Genomic DNA, 17,313 nt, shown 5'->3' with positions numbered 1-17,313 from the left:
TCACCACACGATCTCTTCCGCCGGGCGCGGCGCGTGGTTCATCTCGACCTCGCGGATCGCGCCATCGGCAAAGCGGATCACCCGATGCGCCATGGCAGCGGTGGCGGCGGCGTGGGTGACGATCATCACCGTGGTGCCGAGGCTGCGGTTGAGATGCTGCAGAACCCCCAGAACCTCGCGCCCGGTAGCGCTGTCGAGCGCACCGGTCGGCTCGTCGCAAAGCAGCACCTCGGGGCGTTTGGCCACGGCGCGGGCGATCGCCACGCGCTGTTGCTCGCCGCCCGACATCTGGCTTGGAAAGTGGTCCTTGCGCGCCTCGAGCCCGACCATCGCCAGCGCCTCGGCGGGGGCCATGGGATCGGGCGCGATCTCGGTCACCAGCGCCACGTTCTCTTCGGCGGTGAGCGAGGGCATCAGGTTGTAGAACTGGAAGACGAAACCAAGGTGGTCACGCCGGTAACGGGTGAGCGTGCGGTCGGGCATCTGCGTCAGGTCCTCGCCCCGGAACCAAGCCCGCCCCGCGCTGGGGCGGTCGAGCCCGCCGAGAATGTTCAGAAGCGTCGACTTGCCGCTTCCCGAGGGTCCTAGCAGCACGCTGATCTCTCCGGGCGGCAGCACGAGATCGACGCCGCGCAGCGCATGCACGGCAGAGGCCCCGTCCCCGTAGACACGGGTGAGCCCTTCGACACGGTAGATCGGCTGCTCTGTCACGGCGCCTCCCTCTTTCGGCACCAGCCTAAGGCAGAGGGCGCGCGTCTGTCTTGAGACGGATCAAATGGCGCCGCGTCAGCCCGGACGCGCCAGCCCCTTCGCCTCGTCGAGCAGCGCCTGCAGCACCGGGGTATAGGGCTCCTGCCACGGCGCGATCAGCCCGACCTCATGCGCACGGCTGTCCTCGGCCATCGGCACCAGCGCCAGCGGTTTGCCCTCGGCAAGGAAGGTCGCAAGGTCGGTGGGCAGGATCGTCACCCAATCGCCCATCAGCACGTTGCTCACCAGCACCACGGTAGAGTTCGATTCGATCGCCGAACTGGGCTCGATCCCGGCTTCCATGAACTGCCGGTTTATGATCCGCCGGTTCTGCATTTCGGGCGTCAGCAGGCATAGGTTCAGCCCGGCCAACTCGCGCCATGACAGCTCGGCCCGCCCCGCCAGCGGATGATCGTCGCGGCACACCAGCCGATAGGCCTCGCGGTAGAGCGGGCGGGTGGTGACGCGGCCCAGCGGCTCGTTGTCGAGATAGGAAATGCCCGCGTCGATCTCGAGATCGTCGAGCATCGACAGGATGTCAGCCGAGGCGCGCGACAGCACGGTGAAAGTGACGCGGGGGTGGCGCCGGTTGAACTGCGCGGCCAGCGTCGACGCCCATGTCAGCGCGGTCGGGATGACCGCCAGCCGCAGATGCCCGGCCAGCCCCTCGCGCGAGGCGCGCATCTCGTCGCGCAGCCGCCGGGTGTCGCCGACAATCTGCCGCGCCCAGACCAGAGCGCGCTGCCCTTCGGGGGTCAGCCCGCCAAAGCGAGACCCGCGCTGCACCAGCTTGACGCCCAGTTGTTCCTCAAGCTGGCGGATGCCGGTGGACAGCGTCGGCTGGGTGATACCGAGGCTGACCGCCGCGCGACCGAAGTGCTGCTCCCGGGCGAGCGCGATGAACATCTCCAGCTTGGGGATCATGATTGCCTATCGAAATTGCGCATTTTCATCATGATCGCCTCTCAATGCAGGCGGCGCAATCCTCTGCCCGCAAGGAACTGCACGGCGCGCGGAACATTGTCTTGGCGTGCGACCAACCGCGCGATCCAAGGGAGTTACCATGACCGCCTACCTCATCGGCATTGCCTTCATGCTGCTGACCGCCTGCCTTCACCACGCGCTTCTGGTACTGGCGACGTCCAGCGTGCCGGACCGCCTGCGCAGCAGCAAGGCGCTGCCGATCACCGTCTTTGGCCTGCTGGCCCTGATCCACCTGATCGAGATTCTGGCCGGGGGCGGTGTTTACCTTGCGCTGCACCGGACCCTCTATCCCGAAGCCTTTGGCGGCGGCTTCAGTGGCACATGGAACGACTATGTCTATTTTTCCGGGATGAATTTCACAACGCTCGGCCAGACCGGCATGAAGGTGACCGGGCCGCTGCGCATCGTCGCGATGATGCAGGCCCTCGCCGGATTCATGGTTCTGACCTGGTCGGCGAGCTATCTCTACGGCGCGTGCAGGCAACAATTCGTCGGGGAATACGAGCAAAGCCGCGAGGGCTGAAACGCCCTGGTACGGCAGTTTAGCACGACCACGCCGCGATCTTGGGAAGGTGGCGATCCCGGCAGGATTCGAACCTGCAACCTGCCCCTTAGGAGGGGGCTGCTCTATCCAGTTGAGCCACGGGACCGACGCCCCTCCCTTAGCGTGGGCGCGACCGGTTGTCACCACGCAAGCGGAAATTCCGCCACGCCGTGGGCTTGTGCTTGTATGCCCTGACAGAAAGGCTAACATTCAGGTATTTAGAGTATTGGAGGAGCCTGCCGTGGCCGACACAGATCCCCGCCCCCTCACCCTGCGCGACGTGTCCGAAGCCTCCGGCGTCTCCGAGATGACCGTGAGCCGCGTGCTGCGCAACCGGGGCGACGTGTCCGAAGCGACCCGCGCCAAGGTGCTCGAAGCCGCCAAGGCGCTTGGCTATGTGCCCAACAAGATCGCAGGCGCGCTGGCCAGCCAGCGGGTGAATCTCGTCGCGGTGATCATCCCCTCGATGCGCAACATGGTTTTCCCCGAAGTGATGGCGGGCATCTCTTCGGTGCTCGAAGACACCGAGTTGCAGCCCGTGGTGGGCGTCACCGACTATATGCCCGAAAAGGAAGAGCGGGTGCTCTACGAGATGCTCTCGTGGCGCCCGTCCGGCGTGATCATCGCCGGGCTTGAACACACCGAAGCCTCCAAGGCGATGATGAAGGCCAGCGGCATTCCGGTGGTCGAGATCATGGACATCGATGGCAAGCCGGTGGATTGCGCCGTCGGCATCTCACACCGCCGGGCAGGCCGCGAGATGGCCAAGGCGATCCTGCGCGCGGGCTACCAGAAGATCGGCTTTCTCGGCACCAAGATGCCGCTCGACCACCGCGCGCGGAAGCGGTTCGAGGGGTTCACCGAGGCGCTTGCCAAGAGCGGCGTCGAGGTGGTGGATCAGGAGTTCTACTCTGGCGGCTCGGCGCTGAAGAAGGGCCGCGAGATGACGCAGGCCATTCTGGAACGCGAGCCCGAGATCGATTTCCTCTATTATTCGAACGACATGATCGGGGCGGGCGGCTTGCTCTACCTGATGGAACAGGGCCGCGATATTCCTGCCGAGATCGGGCTTGCCGGGTTCAATGGGGTCGAGCTGCTGCAGGGTCTGCCGCGACAGCTGGCCACGATGGATGCGCACCGCGCCGAGATTGGCCGCAAGGCGGCGCAGATCATCGCCGCACGGGTCGAAAACCCCGAGGCCGAGTACGAGAGCATCGTCGAGCTGACCCCCAAGATCGCCTATGGCGACACGCTGCGCCGCTGACCTAAAGCAGCGGTCGCCGCGCCGGTTCTTCGGTGTCGGTCATCGCCAAGTCCGCGAGTTTCTCCACGTCGCTGATATGCAGCTCGCCGTCGTTCCATTCGGCGAGCTTGCGGCTGCGCAGCTTGGCCAGCGTCTTGTTGGTGTGCACCAGCGACAGGCCGAGCGCGTCGGCTAGGTCCTGCTGGCGATAGGGCATCGGCACGCGCGGCCCCTGCCCGATCCCGAGGTCAGAAAGTCGGCTGTAGATCTTCAGCAGCGCCCAAGCCACGCGCTGTGTTGCATCGCGCTGGCCCAGCGTCGCCACCGTCTCGCCAAGGAAATGTTCTTCCGCCGCAGCGATCCACGTCACATCGTAGGCCAGCGACGGCTGCTTGCGATACAGCGCCCAGAGGTCCGAGCGGTTGAACACGCACAGCCGCATCTCGCTGGTGGCCTGCACCGAATGTTTCATCTCGCCCAGCAGCCCGGCCTGAAGCCCCACCAAATCACCCGGCAGCAGGAAATTGATCACCTGTCGGCGGCCGTTCTCCAATGTCTTGTAACGTAGACCCATGCCTTCGAGCACAGTGAAGATTTGCGGCGAGGGTGCGCCTTCGATCATCAGATGCGAGCCGCGATCCACGGTCAGCTCACCGGCTTTGAAGCCCTTCATAAAGGCCAGTTCGTCGTCTTCGAAGGCACGGAACAGCGACTTGCGGCGCAGCGGGCAGTGTTCGCAGGAAATCTGACGCATGAGGGCTCTCCTATGTCACAGATTAATGCGCGCCACCCCCATCTGGTTCCACATTGCGCCCAGCGAGAGGAGACCGCGAATGATTCCCGACGACACGCCCGACACCGGGCCGGGTTTTCTCGTGCTGCTGAGTGACCCCTTTGTGGCCGAAGATGTTGCCCGAAGCATTTCCGAGAGCGCGCCCGAAGCGCGCGTGCTCTGCGCACAGACCCCCGAAGCGGCCCTTCTGATGGTTCTGGCCGAGCCCAGCGTCTCTGTGGCGCTGCTGCAGATGCCGCCCGACGATGTGCCGCAAAGCCCGCTCGGCAGGCTTTTGCGCGAGAAGGGCACCCGCATTGCCTTGGCTGGCGATGCCGCCGAGGAAGCGGGCGAAGCCTGCCCCTATGAGGTGCTGCAGCGCCCGTTCAACAGCAGCCAGTTGATGCAGGTGTTGAAGCGCGCGCGCCCGGCCTGAGCCCCGCTCCAAGGCCAGCTTCATCATAGGGTCATCACACCGTTACATCCGCGTCACCGCGCCGTCACCAGACGCCCTTAGGAGTCGGGGCGTCTTTTGATGAGTGCCGCGGTTCAATGCACGGAGTATTGGTTCCGTATCCCCCGGTCAAAAAAACGCAGTGATTTTATGAAGAAAGGGGTGGCGCTGGCGCCACCCCCATTTTCATTGCCGAGGCTTTGCGCTTACTGCAGCGCGGCGTCGCTGATCTTATGGGTCCAAGCCGCCTCGCCCGGATCCTTGGTGATCACCGGATCGGCACCGGCGCTCATCAGCACGTCGACGGTGCGCTGGAAGTCCGCCGGATCAAGCGCGCCGTTCGAGCCCGCGGTCAGCTTGGCCACTTCGCCCATCATGCGTTTCTGGTGCTTTTCGGTCTGTGCGCCCGTGGCGTCGTTTTCCAGCACGATTTCAGCGGCCTCGTCAGGATTTTCCTCGGCCCATTTCCAGCCCTTCATCGAGGCGCGCACGAAGCGGGTCAGCTTGTCGACCATCTCGGGATCCTCGAGGTTCTCTTCGGTGGTGTAGAGACCATCCTCAAGCGTCGCGATACCCTCGTCCTGATACTTGAAGACCACCAGATCATCGGGCGTCAGCCCCGCGTCGATCACCTGCCAGTACTCGTTGTAGGTCATGGTGGTGGCGCATTCGACTTGCTTTTGCAGCAGCGGGTCGACGTTGAAGTTGATCTTCTGGATGGTCACCCCACCCTCGGATCCATCGGTCGGATAGCCGAGCTTGGACATCCACGAATAGAGCGGCAGCTCGTTGCCGAAGAACCACGTGCCCAGCGTGTGGCCGGGGAAGTCCTCGGGGCTCTCGATGCCATGCTCCTTGAGACAGGTCAGCATCAGGCCCGAGGATTTGAAGGGCTGGGCGATGTTGACGATCGGCGCGCCGTTCTCGCGCGCGGCCAGCGCCGAAGGCAGCCAGTCGACCATAACGTCGGCCCCGCCGCCCAGCAGCACCTGCACCGGCGCGATGTCGGGACCGCCCGGCTTGATCGTCACGTCGAGGTCTTCTTCGTCGTAAAAGCCCTGCTCCGCCGCCACGTAGTAGCCTGCGAACTGCGCCTGCGTCACCCATTTGAGCTGCAGCGTCAGCTCGTCGGCGGCCTGTGCGCCGCCCGCGGCGAGCCCCATCGCGGCAGCGATCCCCCATGCAGTAAACTTGGTCATCATACACTCCTGTTGCGTTGCGCGTTTCTTGGTCTTTTCGTTTTCATTGGTCGTCTTCACTGGTCGTCTTCACTGGCCCCGCTGCGACGGGTGCCAGAAGGTCGCGGCGCGTTCGATCAGCGCCACGCCGCCGTAGAAGGCCGAGCCCGCAAGCGCGGCCACCACGATCTCTGCCCACACGAGGTCAAGCTGCAGCAGCCCGACACTGGTGGAGATACGAAACCCCATGCCGCGGATCGGCGAGCCGAAGAACTCGGCCACGATGGCGCCAATCAGAGCGAGGGTGGAGGCGATCTTCAGCCCGTTGAAGATGAAGGGCAGCGCCGCGGGCAGCCGCAGCTTCCACAGCGATGTCCAGTAGCTGGCGGCATAGGTGCGCATGAGATCGCGCTGCATGGCGCTGGTGTCGCCAAGGCCCTCGACCGCGTTGACCAGCACCGGGAAGAACACCATCACCACCACGACCGCCGCCTTCGAATGCCAGTCGAAACCGAACCACATGACGAGGATCGGCGCGATACCGATCACCGGCAGCGCCGCCACGAAGTTGCCCACCGGCAGCAGCCCGCGCCGCAGGAAGTCGAACCGGTCGACGATCACCGCCGTCACCAGCGCCGCGCCGCAGCCGAGGATGTAGCCCGAGAGCGCGCCCTTCAGCACGGTTTGCACGAAGTCCTCCCACAGCACGCCGCCCGACTGGGCAAAGCGCAGGGCAACCGCCGAAGGCGCGGGCAGCAGCACCGGCGAGATGCCGAATCCGCGCACCACCGCCTCCCAGACAAAGATCAGCGTGAGCCCGAAGATCACCGGCACCGCCAGCGCCGCCCAGCGGCTGCCCTTGCGCCTCGACAGGCGGACATTGAGCGCGAGGCCCGCCGCCCAGACGATCAGCCCCAGAACGATCCAGATCATGCCATCCCCATGCGCTTGAGTGTCACCCGCTGGAGAAGCCCGATCAGCCCCACCAGCACCGCCGCCAGCGCCGCTGCCATCAGCAGCGCCGACCATATCTGGATGGTCTGCCCATAGTAGCTGCCCGCCAGCAGCCGCGCCCCAAGGCCCGCGACCGCCCCCGTCGGAAGCTCGCCAACGATCGCCCCCACAAGACTTGCCGCCATGGCGATCTTCATCGACGTGAAGAGGTATGGCATGGACGAGGGCAGCCGCAGGCGCAGAAACTCCTGCCCGCGCGAGGCGTTCCACGTGCGCATCTGGTCAAGCTGCATACGGTCGGGGCTGCGCAGCCCCTTCACCATGCCCACCACCACCGGGAAGAACGACAGATACATCGAGATCATCGCCTTGGGCAGCAGCCCCGACAGCCCCATGGCGTTGAGCACCACGATGATCATCGGCGCGATGGCGAGGATCGGGATGGTCTGGCTGGCGATCACCCAAGGCATCACCGACATGTCCATCACCCGGTTGTAGACGATGCCCAGCGCCAGCGCGAAGCCCAGCAACGTGCCAAGGCCAAAGCCCAGCACCGTGGCGCTCATGGTCACCCAGGCGTGATAGACGAGGCTGCGCTTCGAGCTGGGCTTTTTCATCGCCACCGTGTCCCAAAGTTCACCCGCCACCTGATGCGGCGCCGGCAGCTTGGGCTTTTCCTGTGACCATGTGGCAGCGATCAGCTGCGGCGAGGTGAGCACCTGCTCCTGCCGCGCCGCCTGATCGAGCACCCACTGTTTGTTGAGCATGACCGCCGCCGCGTACCAGATCACCACGATGGCCAGCACGACAGTCAGAACGGGAACGATCTTCTTCATCGCGTCCACTCCATGCTGATCTCCTCGACGGTCTCCGGCGGCTCCGGCGCGATACGGCCCGTTTCGACGAAGCCCTCGCGGCGGTAGAAGCGCTGCGCGGCAAGGTTCGGCGCATGAGTGTGCAACCACAGCCTCTCGCGCCCTTCCTTGGCGCGATCCAGAAGCGCCTTGCCCAGCCCCGCCCCGGTCCGCGCGCAATAGAGCGCGCCGATCTTCAGCGTGGCAGGGTCGAGCGACAGATAGGCCTCGATCGGGTCTCCGCTCACCCAGATCTCGCGCTCCGGAAAGGCCTCGCGGATGAACCCTTCGATCTCGCTGTCCGAAAAGATCCGCGGAAACCAAGGCGTCGCGTCGATCCAGCCGTTGACCACCGCGGCGCAGCCCGGAATGTCGGCCTCGCCCGCGCGCCTTACCTGAAGATCGGTCATGGCGCCGCCCCCGCTGCTTCATTGTTCCGCAAATACGCAAACAGCGCGCCCTCACCCAAGGTCGGTGCCATGCGTATTTTAAGAACAATGAAAGGTTTGAGTGCTCCCATGGCCAAGCGGTACAGGCTGGCGAGCCGATGACCGCGAACGATGAAGGGGGAGCCCGCGTTCCGAGACAATCTGCGGGGCGGCACCGGGGCGCGGCGCAAAAGCGGCGCGCTCCGGGTCGCAGCGCGGGCTGTGTGCGGTGCCGCTTGCGTGTCGATCACTCGGGCATCAGTCACTGGCAGCTCAGTCATAGGCACCTCAGTCACAGGTAGCTCAGTCATAGGCATGCCCCGCCCGCAGCCCCTCGCGCACGCGGTGCGCGATCTCGAGGAATTCCGGCGTGTCGCGGATATCCAGCGGGCGCTCTTTCGGCAGCGGGCTCTCGATCACGTCGGTGATCCGGCCCGGGCGCGGCGACATGACGACAATCTTGGTCGACAGATACACCGCCTCGGGGATCGAATGGGTGACGAAGCAGATGGTCTTCTGGGTCCTCGCCCAGAGCGCCAGAAGCTGCTCGTTGAGGTGATCCCGGACGATCTCGTCAAGCGCCCCGAAGGGCTCGTCCATGAGCAGAATGTCCGCATCAAAGGCGAGAGCCCGGGCAATGGAGGCCCGCTGCTGCATCCCGCCCGACAGTTGCCAGGGGTATTTCTTCGCGAAGCCCGACAGCTCGACCAGATCCAGCACGCGCTGCACCCGCTCGGCCTGATCGGCTTTCGAATAGCCCATGATCTCCAGCGGCAGGCGGATGTTGCCGCCAATCGTGCGCCACGGGTAGAGCCCCGCGGCCTGAAACACATAGCCATAGGCGCGGGCCTTGCGGGCGGCTTCCGGCGTCACGCCGTTGACCAGCACCGTGCCCGAGGTCGGCGTCTCGAGGTCGGCCATCACCCGCAGGAAGGTGGTCTTGCCGCAGCCCGAGGGGCCAATGAACGAGACGAAATCGCCCTTGCCGATCTTCAGATCGACGTCTTTCAGCGCCTGCACCGGGCCGTCGCCGGTCTCGAACACGAGGTTCAGCCCCTGCGCCGAGATCACCGGCGGCATGTCCGCATGGACCGCTTGTGTCTGTCTCATCTCTTGCCTTCCCTGTTCTTCCGGCGGAGGCGTCTGGCGGCCCCCTGCCCAGTTCCTTGCCGTCCCTCTTTCCCGGCCACGCTCAGACGCCGCTGGCGGGGATGCCGCCGCGCGCCACCGGGCGCGGCGCGGTCAGGTCTTTCCACGCGCTGAGTGCCCGATTGACCGGCCCCGAGGGTGGGCGGGCGACGAACTGCCCGTGGCCCTCTTGCGAGCTCATCGCGCCTTCGGTCACCGAGACCCGACCGCGGCTCAGCACGAACCGTGGCAGGCCGCTGACTTTCATGCCCTCGAAGACGTTATAGTCGATGGCCGATTGCTGGCTGCCTGCGGAGATCACCTTCTCCAGCTTGGGATCGAGCACCACGATATCGGCGTCGGCGCCGGTGAGGATCGCCCCCTTGCGCGGGTAGATGTTGAGGATCTTGGCGATATTGGTCGAGGTCACCGCGACGAACTCCTGCGGTGTCAGCCGCCCCGTCACCACGCCCTGCGTCCAGAGCATCGGCAAACGGTCCTCGAGCCCGCCGGTGCCATTGGGAATCTTGGTGAAATCCCCCAGCCCGTAGCGTTTCTGCTCGGTGGTGAAGGCGCAATGGTCGGTGGCAACGCAGGACAGCGAGCCCGCCGCCAGCCCGGCCCAGAGGCTGTCCTGATGGCGCTTGTTGCGAAACGGCGGCGACATCACCCGGCGCGCGGCGTGATCCCAGTCAGGGCTCGCATATGCGCTGTCATCGAGCGTCAGATGCTGGATCAGCGGCTCGCCCCAGACCCGCTTGCCCGCCTGCCGCGCGCGGCGGATGGCCTCATGGCTCTCTTCGCAGCTGACATGCACCACGTAGAGCGGCACCCCCGCCATATCGGCGATCATGATGGCGCGGTTCGTCGCCTCGCCCTCGACCTGCGGCGGGCGCGAATAGGCATGCGCCTCGGGGCCGGTATTGCCCTCGGCCAGCAGCCGCGCCGAAAGCTCGGCCACCACGTCGCCATTCTCGGCATGCACCAGCGGGATTGCCCCCAGTTCGGCGCAGCGGCGGAACGAGGCGAAAAGCTCGTCGTCGTTCACCATCAGCGCGCCCTTGTAGGCCATGAAATGCTTGAAGGTGGTGATGCCGCGATCCACCACCTGCTGCATCTCCTGCCAGACCTGCTCGGACCACCATGTCACCGCCATGTGGAAGGAATAGTCGCAATGGGCGCGGCCCGCCTTGTTGTCCCACATCTGCAGCGCGTCCAGCAGCCCCTGCCCCGGCGACGGCAGCGCGAAGTCGACAACCATGGTGGTGCCGCCCGCCAGCGCGGCGCGGGTGCCACTGTCGAAATCATCGGCGGAATAGGTGCCCATGAAGGGCATCTCGAGATGGGTGTGCGGGTCAATCCCGCCGGGCATCACGTAGCAACCCGAGGCGTCGAGCACCTCATCGCCGCTCAGGTCCGCACCGATCTCGGCAATCCGGCCGTGTTCGACCAGCACATCGGCCTCGTAGCTCAGATCGGCGGTGACGATCGTGCCGCCTTTGATCACCGTGGACATGTCTCTCTCCCTGTCGTCTAGCGCGGGTCCGGGCTTCCTCTTGGCGAAAATATCCCGGGGAGTCCGCGGCCCCCGGGCCGCGGACGGGGCAGCGCCCCGCTTCAGCCCACGACCTCCGCCGTCTCCAGCACCGCATGCAGCAGCACGTCGGTGCCCGCCGTCGCCCAGTCCTTCGAGATCTCCTCGGCCTCATTGTGCGAGATGCCACCGACGCAGGGGCACATGATCATCGTGGTCGGCGCGACCTTGGCGGCCCAGCAGGCATCGTGCCCGGCGCCAGAAACGATATTCATATGCGAGTACCCCAGCGCCTCGGCGGCCGCGCGGACATTGCCGACAAGCTCTGGCGTGAAGGTGACCGGGTCGAAATGGCCCACCGCCTCCACCGCGCAGCCAACGCCCAACTCGGCGCAGATCTCGGGCGCGCGCTTCTCGATCTCGGCCCGCATCCCGTCGAGCTTGGCCTGATCGGGCGAGCGCAAATCCACGGTGAAGATCACTTTCTCGGGCAGCACATTGCGCGAGTTGGGCTCGAAGGTCATCTGGCCGACGCCCGCCATCGTGTGCGGCTGCGCGGCCATGGCCACCTCCTGCGCCATCTCGAGAATGCGGCTCATCGCAAGCCCGGCGTTGATCCGCATGTCCATCGGCGTGGAGCCGGTGTGCGCGGCACGGCCGGTCAGAGTGAATTCGAGCCACCACAGGCCCTGACAATGGGTGACCACGCCGATGTCCTTGCCCTCGGCCTCGAGGATCGGTCCCTGTTCGATGTGCAACTCGTAATAGGCGTGCATCTTGCGGTCGCCGACGGTCTCGTCGCCCTTCCAGCCGATGCGTTCCAGCTCCTCGCCGTAGGTTTTGCCTTCGAGGTCCTTGCGTCCATAGGCGAACGCGAGGTCATGCACCCCGGCAAAGACGCCGGAGGCCAGCATCGCCGGGGCGAAGCGCCCGCCTTCCTCGTTCGACCAGTTGGTGACGACGATCGGGTGCTTCGTCTTGATCCCCAGATCGTTCATCGTGCGCACCGTCTCCAGCGCCGCAAGCACGCCGAGCACGCCGTCGTATTTGCCGCCCGTGGGCTGGGTATCGAGATGCGAGCCCATATAGACCGGCAGCGCCTCGGGGTCTTCGCCCGCGCGGGTGGCGAACATCGTCCCCATTTCGTCGAGCCCCATGGTCATGCCCGCCGCTTCGCACCATTGCTGAAACAGCGCGCGGCCTTCGGCATCCTCGTCGGTGAGCGTCTGGCGGTTGTTGCCGCCCGCCACGCCCGGACCGATCTTGGCCATCTCCATCAGGCTGTCCCACAGCCGATCGCCATTGATCCGAAGGTTCTTGCCCTGTGCCGCGATACCCTGTGCCGCCATAGTCTTGTCCTCGTCGCCTTGTCCTGCGATGTGCATGTCCTGCAATGAGGCGCTTGCGCGTCTCCCGCGTGTTTTTTACCGTTTGGTAAAGGCACGATTGCAATGCGCCCCGGAGGGTTCCGCGAAGTGCCCTTCCGACAGTCGCAGCATATGCACAACGAACGGGCAGATGCGCCCGCAAAAACAGCAAGTCAGGAACCGGATGCCCGTTTCTCCCGCGAAAAAGCCCAGCCGGATCCAGATCCGAAACCGCCGAAAGATCATGGAGGCGGCGCTGGACGAATTCTCGCAAAACGGATTTCGCGGCGCCACGCTCGACCGGATCGCCGAGGCGGCGGGCATGTCGAAGCCCAATCTCATCTATTATTTCGACAGCAAGGAAGCGATCCACGTCGCCCTGCTCAACGCGCTGATGACCGAATGGCTCGACCCGCTGCGCGAGATGAACCCCGAGGGCGAGCCGATGGAGGAGATTCTCGGCTACGTGCGGCGCAAGATGGAGATGAGCCGCCAGTATCCGCGCGAAAGCAGGCTCTTCGCCACCGAGATCATTCAGGGCGCGCCGCGCATGTTGCCGCATCTGCAAAGCGACCTGAAACCGCTGTTTGACGAGAAATGTGCGCTGATCGCGGGCTGGATGGAGAGCGGCAAGCTGGCGCGGCAGGATCCGCAGCAGCTGATCATGTCGATCTGGGCGCTGACCCAGCATTTCGCGGATTTCGACACGCAGGTGCGGGTTCTGGTGCCCGACGAAGAGCCCGGCTGGGCCGCCGCGAACGCCCATGTGGAAACGGTGTTCCGCAAGATCCTCGCGCCAGAAGGCTGAGGGCTGGGGGCTGAGGCCCCCTCTCACCCACTCATCGAGCGGCGGCGAACAGCACGACGCAGAAAGCAGAAAGGCCGCGCTTTGCAGCGCGGCCTTTCCAACATCGTACGGACAGAAGGATTAGTTCTGTGCGTAGTATTCGATGACGAGGTTCGGTTCCATCTGAACCGCGTAGGGCACGTCGGCGAGGCCGGGGGTGCGCACGAAGGTCGCGGACATTTTGGAGTGGTCTGCCTCGATGTAGTCGGGCACGTCACGCTCTGCGAGCTGAACAGCTTCCAGCAGGACGGTCATTTGCTTCGACTTCTCGCGGACCTCGATCACATCGCCTTCCTTCACACGGTAGGAGGGGATGTTCACGCGCTTGCCGTTCACCAGCACGTGGCCGTGGTTCACGAACTGACGCGCTGCGAAGACGGTCGGCACGAACTTGGCGCGGTAGACAACGGCGTCGAGACGGCGCTCGAGCAGGCCGATGAGCAGCTCACCGGTGTCGCCCTTGATCCGCTCTGCTTCTGCGAAGATGCGGCGGAACTGCTTCTCGGTCATGTCGCCGTAGTAGCCCTTGAGCTTCTGCTTGGCGCGCAGCTGCAGACCGAAGTCCGACATTTTGCCTTTGCGGCGCTGACCGTGCTGGCCGGGGCCGTATTCACGCTTGTTCACCGGGGACTTCGGACGGCCCCAGATGTTTTCGCCCATGCGGCGGTCGATTTTGTACTTGGCAGACGTGCGTTTGGTCACGGCTGATCTCCTTCATAAGTTGCGAAGGGCGTTGTCCTCCTGCCCGAAGGCCGACAGGCATCCCCTTGCGGGGGCCACCAACACCAATGAGCGCGCGCTTATATGGGCTTTGGCAGGGGAGTCAACAGGCCAAACCTGCCCTGCCCGCTTTTCCCGGCCAATTTCGCCATGCAGCTCTGCGCCGGGCCGGGCTTAGCCGGGAATTAACCCCTCTGCGCGCAGCATGACAAGGACGGCGACAGGAGAGCGTGATGACAAAACCAGACGCAGAGCGCGGCGCGCCGTTTGGGGCGAAGCGGCGAAAGGCGGCGCAACGAAACCAAATGGGCGCCCAGATCGCCAGCTTTCCCGCCGCCCCGCGCAAGGCGGCGAAAGCCCCGCCCACCGATCTGCTTGCAACAGCGACGGACCTGCGGGATCGCGACATCCTGCAGCGCGTGCGCGAGGCGATCCGCCATCGGCAGGTGCTCTTGGTCTTCCAGCCCGTGGTGCGCGCCGCCGCGACAGAGCAGATCGCCTTTCACGAAGCCATGCTGCGGGTCATGGACGAAACCGGCCGGATCGTCCCCGCGCGCGAGTTCATCTTCGAGATGGAAGAACGCGAGGAGGGCCGCCTGCTGGACTGCATCGCGCTGGAACAGGGCCTTGCAGAGCTGATCCGCACCCCGGATCTGCGCCTTGCGATCAATATGTCCGCCCGCTCGATCGGCTATCGGCGCTGGATGCAGGTGCTGGAGAAGGGGATCAACGCCGATCCTACCGTGGCAGAGCGGCTGATCCTCGAGATTACCGAAAGCTCGGCCATGCTGCTGCCGGAACTGGTGATCGGCTTTATGGCCGACCTGCACCGCCGCGGCATCACCTTCGCCATGGATGACTTCGGCGCAGGGCAGACCGCGCTGCGCCATTTCAAACGCTTCTCCTTCGACATCCTGAAGATCGACGGCCAGATCATCCGCGGCATCGCCCGCGATCCCGACAATCAGGTTCTGGCGCGTGCCATCGTCGCCATCGCCGAAGAGTTCGACATGTTCACCGTCGCCGAATCGGTCGAGTCGCTGGAGGACGCGCAAACTGCCGCCGCCAGCGGTATCGACTGCCTGCAGGGGTATTTCTACGGCGCTCCCACCGTCAGTCCGGACTGGCGAGAGAGTGCCGCCCAAAACGTTGCGGGCCGGAGCGGTTCCGTGAACCGTTAGGACGATCCCGCCCTACCCTCTGAAACTGCGACGAATTGCGCTATCACGCGCAAAACCGTGAAGCTGCCTCTGTGCAGTTGCAGATCCCCGCGTTATCAACAACGGTGAGGCCAATACGCGGAGCCCCTGACCCCGCCACGAGGGCGGCGGACGGGCACTCCGACTGCACGCTTTGCTTGGAGGGAGAACTTCATGACCAATGTCGTAATCGCGTCTGCCGCACGTACCGCCGTCGGCAGCTTTAGCGGCGCTTTTGCCAATACACCTGCGCATGATCTGGGGGCCGCCGTGCTCGAGGCGCTGGTGGCACGCGCCGGAATCGAGAAGGGAGAGGTCTCGGAGACCATCCTCGGTCAGGTGCTGACCGCCGCGCAGGGCCAGAACCCGGCGCGTCAGGCGCATATCAATGCCGGTCTGCCCAAGGAAAGCGCCGCATGGTCGATCAATCAGGTCTGCGGGTCGGGCCTGCGCACCGTCATGCTGGGTGCCCAGCACATCCTGCTGGGGGACGCCGATATCGTCGCCGCGGGCGGTCAGGAGAACATGACCCTCTCGCCCCACGCCGCGCATCTGCGCGCCGGTCACAAGATGGGCGATGTCAAATATATCGACACGATGATCCGCGACGGCCTGTGGGACGCGTTCAACGGCTACCATATGGGCCAGACCGCCGAAAACGTCGCCGAGCAGTGGCAGATCAGCCGCGAGCAGCAGGATGAATTCGCCGTCGCCTCGCAGAACAAGGCCGAAGCTGCGCAAAACGCTGGGAAGTTCGACGACGAGGTGATCCCCTTCGTGGTCAAGCACCGCAAGGGCGACATCACCGTCGACAAGGATGAGTACATCCGCCACGGCGCCACGATCGAAGCCATGCAGAAACTGCGCCCGGCCTTCACCAAGGACGGCTCGGTCACCGCGGCCAACGCCTCGGGCATCAACGATGGCGCCGCCGGTGTGCTGCTGATGAGCGCCGAGAACGCCGAGAAGCGCGGCATCCAGCCGCTGGCGCGCATCGCCTCTTATGCCACCGCAGGGCTCGATCCGTCGATCATGGGCGTTGGTCCGATCCACGCGTCGCGCAAGGCGCTGGAGAAGGCAGGCTGGAAGCCCGAGGACCTCGATCTGGTCGAGGCCAACGAAGCCTTTGCCGCGCAGGCCTGCGCCGTGAACAAGGACATGGGCTGGGATCCGGCGATCGTGAACGTGAACGGCGGCGCCATCGCCATCGGCCACCCGATCGGCGCGTCGGGCGCGCGCATTCTCAACACGCTGCTCTTTGAAATGCAGCGCCGCGACGCCAAGAAGGGCCTCGCAACGCTCTGCATCGGCGGCGGCATGGGCGTTGCCCTCTGCGTCGAGCGCGACTGAGCTATCGCCGCGGGCGCCGCTGACCCCGTCAGCCCGGCGCCCGTGGCACACGTGCCCACACTCAGGACACGAAAGGCGGCCATGACGACAGGTCCACACATGCCGCGGATTCCCCGCGACCCCGCGCAGATCGTCTTTTCCGGCGGCGGGCTGCGCTGCTTCTGGCAGGGCGGCTTCATGACCGAGCTTTGCCGGCACCGCGAGCGCCCCACCCCGCAGCGCATCACCGGGGTCAGCGGCGGCGCGCTCGCCTCCAGTGCCTATATCGCCGGGATCGAGGAGCGGCTGCTCGACCGCATGTGTGCCGCGTTCGAAAAGCAGGACAGCAATATCGACCTGCTGCGCCCCGACGAAAACGGAATCACCCCGCATCAAGAGCTTTACTGCGAGGTGGTCGCAGAGGTCATCGACGCTGAGGCCGCGCGCAAGATCGCCGAGGGTCCGCAGCTGCAGATTCTCATCGCCCACCCGCCGGAAACGCCGCTGCCGACGATGACCGGCACCGCGCTCGCCGCCGCCTATGAGGCCGAGCTGCATCTCGTCGGCTCGCCGCATTTCAACTGGGCCGAGAAGATGGGCCTGACCGCCAATCTCATTGATGCCAATGCCGCCGCCCGCGAGGGCCGCCTCGTCGAGCTGATTTGCGCCGCTGCGGTGATCCCCCCGGTGTTCGAGCCGCCGCTTTGGGAGGGACGCCGGGTCGTCGATGGCGGCATGGCCGATCAGGCTCCGCTGCCAGAGCCGAACGAGGGCGAGACGATGGTGCTGCTCACCCGCGAGTATAAGCGTCTGCCCGAGGTGGAGGGCCGCCACTACCTCTGGCCCTCGCAAGAGACCGCCGCAGACAAGATCGACTTCACCGACCCGCAGAAATTGCGCGACACTTGGGCACAAGGCGCCCGTGACGCACAACAAATGCTGGACAGCTGAAAACTTCTGCGCAACAAAGTTACTCAAAAATTAACAAAAATATAACAAGCTTTCAAATCACGACGGACTGGACTGGA

18 protein-coding genes and 1 tRNA gene are annotated in these 17,313 nt (G+C 65.0%); 7 read left to right on the top strand and 12 right to left on the bottom strand.

The genetic code is table 11. From position 1 onward, the window contains the following. Positions 1 to 711 (bottom strand): ABC transporter ATP-binding protein, encoded by a 711-nt coding sequence (locus G0A00_RS04320; protein WP_164182116.1) that lies wholly within the window; start codon positions 709 to 711, stop codon positions 1 to 3. 75 nt (positions 712 to 786) lie between these two features. After that, entirely contained in the window at positions 787 to 1,674 is an 888-nt protein-coding gene (locus tag G0A00_RS04315) for a LysR family transcriptional regulator (protein ID WP_066104327.1), read from the bottom strand. A gap of 139 nt (positions 1,675 to 1,813) precedes the next feature. Between G0A00_RS04315 and G0A00_RS04310 the strand changes: the two genes are divergently transcribed. After that, a complete protein-coding gene (locus G0A00_RS04310) occupies positions 1,814 to 2,257 on the top strand; it encodes an ion channel (protein WP_164182115.1) in 444 nt (147 codons plus the stop codon). Positions 2,258 to 2,307: 50 nt separating this feature from the next. Here the strand turns inward: G0A00_RS04310 and G0A00_RS04305 are convergent. Next, a tRNA-Arg gene (locus tag G0A00_RS04305) sits at positions 2,308 to 2,384 on the bottom strand. A gap of 135 nt (positions 2,385 to 2,519) precedes the next feature. Here G0A00_RS04305 and G0A00_RS04300 point away from each other — a divergent pair. After that, positions 2,520 to 3,542 (top strand): LacI family DNA-binding transcriptional regulator, encoded by a 1,023-nt coding sequence (locus G0A00_RS04300; protein ID WP_066104321.1) that lies wholly within the window; start codon positions 2,520 to 2,522, stop codon positions 3,540 to 3,542. 1 nt (position 3,543) lies between these two features. Here the strand turns inward: G0A00_RS04300 and G0A00_RS04295 are convergent, their stop codons facing one another. After that, a complete protein-coding gene (locus G0A00_RS04295) occupies positions 3,544 to 4,275 on the bottom strand; it encodes a Crp/Fnr family transcriptional regulator (protein ID WP_066104318.1) in 732 nt (243 codons plus the stop codon). 79 nt (positions 4,276 to 4,354) lie between these two features. On the opposite strand from G0A00_RS04295, the gene G0A00_RS04290 reads away from it, so the two are divergent. Then, positions 4,355 to 4,729 (top strand): hypothetical protein, encoded by a 375-nt coding sequence (locus G0A00_RS04290; protein ID WP_164182114.1) that lies wholly within the window; start codon positions 4,355 to 4,357, stop codon positions 4,727 to 4,729. Between the two features lie 224 nt (positions 4,730 to 4,953). On the opposite strand, the gene G0A00_RS04285 is transcribed toward G0A00_RS04290, so the two are convergent. The 7 genes from G0A00_RS04285 to G0A00_RS04255 form a co-directional block, all read right to left on the bottom strand. Further along, positions 4,954 to 5,946: an ABC transporter substrate-binding protein gene (locus G0A00_RS04285; protein ID WP_164182112.1), complete on the bottom strand. Its 993-nt coding sequence runs from the start codon at positions 5,944 to 5,946 to the stop codon at positions 4,954 to 4,956. Between the two features lie 69 nt (positions 5,947 to 6,015). Further along, positions 6,016 to 6,858 (bottom strand): ABC transporter permease, encoded by an 843-nt coding sequence (locus tag G0A00_RS04280; RefSeq protein WP_164182110.1) that lies wholly within the window; start codon positions 6,856 to 6,858, stop codon positions 6,016 to 6,018. Continuing rightward, on the bottom strand, positions 6,855 to 7,715 hold the full coding sequence (locus G0A00_RS04275) for an ABC transporter permease (RefSeq protein WP_066104306.1): 861 nt from the start codon (positions 7,713 to 7,715) through the stop codon (positions 6,855 to 6,857). Before G0A00_RS04275 ends, G0A00_RS04280 begins: the two co-directional genes overlap by 4 nt. After that, positions 7,712 to 8,143, bottom strand: a complete 432-nt coding sequence (locus G0A00_RS04270; protein WP_164182108.1) for a GNAT family N-acetyltransferase — start codon at positions 8,141 to 8,143, stop codon at positions 7,712 to 7,714. The genes G0A00_RS04275 and G0A00_RS04270 overlap by 4 nt, the downstream gene beginning before the upstream one ends. Positions 8,144 to 8,464: 321 nt before the next feature. Beyond that, positions 8,465 to 9,271: an ABC transporter ATP-binding protein gene (locus tag G0A00_RS04265; protein WP_235953092.1), complete on the bottom strand. Its 807-nt coding sequence runs from the start codon at positions 9,269 to 9,271 to the stop codon at positions 8,465 to 8,467. Between the two features lie 82 nt (positions 9,272 to 9,353). Then, positions 9,354 to 10,805 carry a dihydropyrimidinase gene (gene hydA, locus G0A00_RS04260; protein ID WP_164182106.1) on the bottom strand — a complete coding sequence of 484 codons (1,452 nt, stop codon included), beginning with the start codon at positions 10,803 to 10,805 and terminating at the stop codon, positions 9,354 to 9,356. Between the two features lie 101 nt (positions 10,806 to 10,906). Further along, positions 10,907 to 12,157, bottom strand: a complete 1,251-nt coding sequence (locus tag G0A00_RS04255; RefSeq protein ID WP_368667663.1) for a Zn-dependent hydrolase — start codon at positions 12,155 to 12,157, stop codon at positions 10,907 to 10,909. Positions 12,158 to 12,374: 217 nt separating this feature from the next. On the opposite strand from G0A00_RS04255, the gene G0A00_RS04250 reads away from it, so the two are divergent. Next, a complete protein-coding gene (locus G0A00_RS04250) occupies positions 12,375 to 12,998 on the top strand; it encodes a TetR family transcriptional regulator C-terminal domain-containing protein (protein WP_164182104.1) in 624 nt (207 codons plus the stop codon). 120 nt (positions 12,999 to 13,118) lie between these two features. Here the strand turns inward: G0A00_RS04250 and rpsD are convergent, their stop codons facing one another. Further along, entirely contained in the window at positions 13,119 to 13,739 is a 621-nt protein-coding gene (gene rpsD / locus G0A00_RS04245; RefSeq protein WP_066104289.1) for a 30S ribosomal protein S4, read from the bottom strand. Positions 13,740 to 13,990: 251 nt separating this feature from the next. Between rpsD and G0A00_RS04240 the strand changes: the two genes are divergently transcribed. The 3 genes from G0A00_RS04240 (at position 13,991) to G0A00_RS04230 (ending at position 17,236) form a co-directional block, all read left to right on the top strand. Beyond that, positions 13,991 to 14,938 (top strand): EAL domain-containing protein, encoded by a 948-nt coding sequence (locus G0A00_RS04240; protein WP_235953088.1) that lies wholly within the window; start codon positions 13,991 to 13,993, stop codon positions 14,936 to 14,938. A gap of 192 nt (positions 14,939 to 15,130) precedes the next feature. Beyond that, positions 15,131 to 16,306: an acetyl-CoA C-acetyltransferase gene (locus tag G0A00_RS04235; RefSeq protein ID WP_066104286.1), complete on the top strand. Its 1,176-nt coding sequence runs from the start codon at positions 15,131 to 15,133 to the stop codon at positions 16,304 to 16,306. 99 nt (positions 16,307 to 16,405) lie between these two features. Further along, positions 16,406 to 17,236 carry a patatin-like phospholipase family protein gene (locus G0A00_RS04230; protein WP_164182101.1) on the top strand — a complete coding sequence of 277 codons (831 nt, stop codon included), beginning with the start codon at positions 16,406 to 16,408 and terminating at the stop codon, positions 17,234 to 17,236. Positions 17,237 to 17,313: the final 77 nt, after the last annotated feature.

Source organism: Salipiger sp. PrR002 (assembly GCF_010500775.1).
Classification (GTDB): domain Bacteria; phylum Pseudomonadota; class Alphaproteobacteria; order Rhodobacterales; family Rhodobacteraceae; genus Salipiger.
This window is presented reverse-complemented; position numbering and strand designations above follow the sequence as displayed.

What these genes read in the sequence shown, in the direction of transcription:
- G0A00_RS04230 (WP_164182101.1), top strand. Translation starts at nt 16,406, where the DNA reads ATGCCGCGGATTCCCCGCGACCCCGCGCAGATCGTCTTTTCCGGCGGC.
- G0A00_RS04280 (WP_164182110.1), bottom strand. Translation starts at nt 6,858, where the DNA reads ATGATCTGGATCGTTCTGGGGCTGATCGTCTGGGCGGCGGGCCTCGCG.
- G0A00_RS04290 (WP_164182114.1), top strand. Translation starts at nt 4,355, where the DNA reads ATGATTCCCGACGACACGCCCGACACCGGGCCGGGTTTTCTCGTGCTG.
- G0A00_RS04275 (WP_066104306.1), bottom strand. Translation starts at nt 7,715, where the DNA reads ATGAAGAAGATCGTTCCCGTTCTGACTGTCGTGCTGGCCATCGTGGTG.
- G0A00_RS04315 (WP_066104327.1), bottom strand. Translation starts at nt 1,674, where the DNA reads ATGATCCCCAAGCTGGAGATGTTCATCGCGCTCGCCCGGGAGCAGCAC.
- G0A00_RS04265 (WP_235953092.1), bottom strand. Translation starts at nt 9,271, where the DNA reads ATGAGACAGACACAAGCGGTCCATGCGGACATGCCGCCGGTGATCTCG.
- G0A00_RS04240 (WP_235953088.1), top strand. Translation starts at nt 13,991, where the DNA reads ATGACAAAACCAGACGCAGAGCGCGGCGCGCCGTTTGGGGCGAAGCGG.
- G0A00_RS04235 (WP_066104286.1), top strand. Translation starts at nt 15,131, where the DNA reads ATGACCAATGTCGTAATCGCGTCTGCCGCACGTACCGCCGTCGGCAGC.
- G0A00_RS04270 (WP_164182108.1), bottom strand. Translation starts at nt 8,143, where the DNA reads ATGACCGATCTTCAGGTAAGGCGCGCGGGCGAGGCCGACATTCCGGGC.
- G0A00_RS04310 (WP_164182115.1), top strand. Translation starts at nt 1,814, where the DNA reads ATGACCGCCTACCTCATCGGCATTGCCTTCATGCTGCTGACCGCCTGC.
- G0A00_RS04250 (WP_164182104.1), top strand. Translation starts at nt 12,375, where the DNA reads ATGCCCGTTTCTCCCGCGAAAAAGCCCAGCCGGATCCAGATCCGAAAC.
- hydA (WP_164182106.1), bottom strand. Translation starts at nt 10,805, where the DNA reads ATGTCCACGGTGATCAAAGGCGGCACGATCGTCACCGCCGATCTGAGC.
- G0A00_RS04285 (WP_164182112.1), bottom strand. Translation starts at nt 5,946, where the DNA reads ATGACCAAGTTTACTGCATGGGGGATCGCTGCCGCGATGGGGCTCGCC.
- G0A00_RS04295 (WP_066104318.1), bottom strand. Translation starts at nt 4,275, where the DNA reads ATGCGTCAGATTTCCTGCGAACACTGCCCGCTGCGCCGCAAGTCGCTG.